The 4,351-nt window shown below is 64.8% G+C and carries 1 protein-coding gene; it reads left to right on the forward strand.

The features are described from left to right. Nucleotides 1–47: 47 nt before the first annotated feature. On the forward strand, nucleotides 48–4,351 hold a 4,304-nt coding region (locus MSIMFI_RS27290; RefSeq protein ID WP_191500039.1), incomplete at its 3' end, for a class I SAM-dependent methyltransferase.

Consider the following 4,351-nt stretch of genomic DNA (forward strand, 5'->3'; position numbering starts at 1 on the left):
CGGGGTCGCGGTTTGTGGCGTGTCCGTTCGGTTCGGCAGGTGAGCGGATGTATCGGACTGGGGATGTGGTGCGTTGGAATGCCCAGGGGGCGTTGGAGTTTGTGGGGCGTGTGGATGATCAGGTCAAGGTTCGGGGGTTTCGCATCGAGCCCGGTGAGGTGGAAGCGGCGCTGGCGGCGCACCCGCGGGTGGCCCAGGCGGTCGTCACTGCCCAGGGTGATCAGTTGGTGGGGTATGTGGTGCTCGATCGCGAGGCGATGTTGGCGCGTGACACGGACCGTGAGGCCGAGTTGGTCGGGCGGTGGCAGCAGCTCTATGCCGGGGTGTATGCCGGTGCCGCGGGCGAGTTGGGTGAAGACTTCGGGGGTTGGAATAGCAGTGATACCGGCCAGCCGATCCCGATCGAGGAGATGCGGCAGTGGCGCGCGGTCGCGGTCGAGCGGATCCGCGAGTTGCGACCCAAGCGGGTGCTCGAGATGGGGGTGGGTTCGGGGTTGTTGCTGGCCGAGCTGGCCCCGCATTGTGAGCAATATTGGGGTACGGATTTGTCGGCGGTCACGATCAGCAGGTTGCAGACCCAAGTGGGCGCCCAGTCATGGGCGGATCGGGTGCACTTGGCGGCACAGCCCGCCGATGCGGTCGACGGGTTGCCGACGGGTTATTTCGATGTGGTGGTGCTGAATTCGGTGATTCAGTATTTCCCCAGTGCGGGGTATCTGCTGGATGTAATCGAGCGCGTGCTGGGGCTACTGGCCCCGGGTGGGGCGATCTTTATCGGTGATGTGCGGAACTTGAGTTTGTTGTCGGTGTTTAGCACCGCGGTGGTGTGCGCCAACGCCGATGGGGAAGAGCCCGCGGGTCTGCTGCGCGAGCGTGTGCGCCGGGAGCTACTGGCTGAGCAGGAATTGTTAATAGCCCCAGAGTTTTTCACCATGTTGCCTCAGCTGTTCGCGGAAATCGGTGCAGTGGACATCCAACTCAAGCGCATGCACGCGGTCAACGAGCTTTCCGGTTACCGCTATGAGGTGGTGCTGCGCAAACAGCCGGTCGCGGTCTTCTCGTGCGCACAGCTACCCACGCAGCCGTGGGGGCGGTGGGGCAGTTTAGCCGCGCTGGGCCGCTACCTAGACGAGCAGTACCCGACGGGAGTGCGGGTGACCGGGGTGCCGCATCAGGGGGTATGCCCGGAGGTGGCGCTCGCGCAGGGGTTAGCGCGGGCCGAGGACCCGGCGCGGCTCGAGCAATTGCCGGTCGGATCTGCTGCGGATGCGGTGATGCCGGACCAGTGTCACCAGTTGGGACAGCAGTTGGGCTATCGGGTGGCGGTGACCTGGTCGGCCACGCCGGGGCTGATGGATGTGGTCTTTATCCCCGCCGATGGGGATGCGGTGTTGTCGGAGGTGTATGTGCCGGCCACACCGGTGGCGGGTGTGGCCGGGTGGGTCAATGACCCGGCGGCGATTCAGCGAGGCGCGCAGGTGCGCCGGTGGCTGGGGGAGCGGGTGCCGGAGTTTATGGTGCCCGCAACGGTGATGGTGATCGAGTCGGTGCCGTTAACGCCCAACGGCAAGGTGGATCGAAAAGCATTGCCAGCGCCGGAGTTTGTATCGGCGGTGGCGTATCGGGGGCCCCGCGATGCGCGGGAAGCGGTGTTGGTGGGGTTGTTTGGTGAGGTGTTGGGTCTGGCCAGGGTGGGTATTGATGACGGGTTTTTCGATCTGGGTGGCCATTCGCTGACGGTGACCCGGCTGGTAGCCCGCATCCGCGCCGAGCTCGATGTCGAAGTGCCGATCCGGGCGCTGTTCGAAGCCCCCACGGTGGCGCAGTTAGCGGCCTGGCTGGACGCCCATGGGGGAGAGGGGGTGCGCGCGGGGTTGGTGGCCCAGGACCGTCCGGAGCGGATCCCGTTGTCGTGGGCCCAATCCCGGATGTGGTTCCTACACCGATATGAGGGCCCGTCGGCGACCTACAACATTGCGTTGGCGTTGCGGCTGACCGGAGATCTGGACGTGGCGGCGCTGGGTGCGGCGCTCGGTGATGTGGTGGGCCGGCATGAGAGTTTGCGCACGGTGTTTGCCGAAGACGACGGGATCGCCTATCAACAGATCCTGCCCGCCGACGGCGTTCAGGTGCCGCTGATCGTCACCGAGCTGGCGAGCGGGCAGCCGCTGGACGAGGCGATTAACCAGGCCGCGGGATATCGGTTTGACTTGGCTAGCGAGATTCCCCTACACGCCCAGCTGATTGAGGTCTCAGGGCGCGAGCAGGTGTTGGTGCTGGTGGTGCACCATATCGCCGCCGATGGGGCCTCAATGGCGCCGCTAGCGACGGATTTGGCCACCGCCTATGCCGCGCGGTGTCAGGGACAATCCCCTGGGTGGGCGCCGCTCGCAGTGCAGTACGCCGATTACACGCTATGGCAGCTGCGGGTGCTCGGCGACGAACACGACCCGGAGTCGGTGTTAGCGCGCCAATTCTCCTACTGGCACACCGAATTGGCCGGCGCTCCAGAGCAGATCATGTTGCCCTGGGATCGGCCCCGCCCGCCCCGGCAGTCCTTCAACGGCGAGTCGGTCTCCTTCACTGTGGATGCCGGCCTGCGAGAGCGTGTCGAGCGTTTGGCCCGCAACACCGGTACGACGATGTCGATGGTGTTGCAGGCCGCGTTGGCGGTGTTGTTGCGCAAGCTGGGGGCCGGGGATGACGTCACGATTGGGGGTCCGATCGCGGGGCGTATGGATGCGGCGTTGGCGGATCTGGTGGGGTTTTTCGTCAATACCTGGGTGTTGCGGGTGGATACCGCTGGCAACCGCAGCTTCACCGAGCTGCTGGCCCAGGTGCGGGCAAAGGCGTTGGCGGCCTACGAGAACCAAGACGCGCCGTTTGAACGGCTGGTCGAGCTGCTCAACCCGGCGCGCTCGACGGCACACCATCCGTTGTTCCAGGTGTCCTTTGCGCTACAGAACAATCCGGCACCCACGTTCGAGCTGCCCGGTCTCGATATCGAGGCCGTGCCGGTGTCCACTCATACCGCCAAGTTCGATCTGTCGATGCACTTGCTCGACCGGCCCCCGGTTGGCGGGCACCCGCAGGCGTTGCCGGGGTTGATCGAGTACGCCACCGACCTGTTTGACCACTCCACCATTGAGGCGTTCGCCGCTCGGTATCTGGACATCCTGGATGTCGTCACCGCTGATCCGGACCTGGGTATCGACACGATCGAGATCGTCGATCCCGCTCAACGCCGACTGCTGATCAATACCTACAACACCGCAACCACCGCGGTGCCCGAGGTAACCCTGCCGGAGTTGTTCGCCACTCAGGCGGTGCGCACACCGGATGTGGTCGCGGTTCAAGATGATTCCCACAGCTTGACCTATGCCGAACTCGCGGCCCGGGCCCAGCAGTTGGCCTCCCGGATTAAAACCTATGGGGTACAACCGGAAACCATTGTCGCGGTGGCCTTGCCCCGCGGGGTCCAGCTGGTCACCACGTTGTTGGCCATCAGCCACACCGGGGCGGCCTACCTACCCATCGATCCGAACTACCCCAGCCAACGCAGCGCCTACATGCTCGCTGATGCGGCCCCACGGCTGCTGATCACCGACGCTGCGACGGCACCCAGCCTGCCCGAGACCACGATTCCCCGGCTGATCCTGGATCACCCCGACACCGAGATCCACCTCGAGCACCCCGAGCATCCCGAAATGTGGCCCCACCCCGACAATCTGGCCTACATCATCTACACCTCCGGATCCACCGGAACCCCCAAAGCCGTGGCCGTCACGCACCGCAACGTGGCGGGCCTGTTCGCTGGACTGAGGGATGCGTGCGAGTTCGCTGCCACCGATGTGTGGGCGTGGTGTCATTCGCCGGCGTTCGATGTGTCGGTGTGGGAGATGTGGGGGGCGTTGCTGCATGGTGGGCGGGTGGTGGCGGTTCCGTGGGATACGGTGCGTTCGCCGCGCGAGTTGTGGCAGCTGATCGTTGGTGAGCGCGTCACGGTGCTCAGCCAAACCCCGTCGGCGTTTTTTGAACTGATGCGGGCGGAGCGCGAAAGCGCTTCTACTGCACAAGATTCCGCATTGCGGCTGGTGGTATTGGCTGGGGAGGCACTGCGGACGTCTCGGCTGCAGGGCTGGTATCCCGAGGACCGCGCGCAGTTACCGACGCTGATCAATATGTACGGCATTACCGAAGCCACGGTGCATACCACGTGTCGCAAGTTGTCCAACAGCGACGCCGCAAGCGAGGCGTCGGTGATTGGCGGCCCGCGGGGGAATGAACGGTTGTTTGTCCTGGACGCGGGAATGTGTGTGGTGCCGGTGGGGGTGGCTGGTGAGTTGTATGT

The organism is Mycobacterium simulans, from assembly GCF_900232995.1.
In the GTDB taxonomy this organism is placed as follows: domain Bacteria; phylum Actinomycetota; class Actinomycetes; order Mycobacteriales; family Mycobacteriaceae; genus Mycobacterium; species Mycobacterium simulans.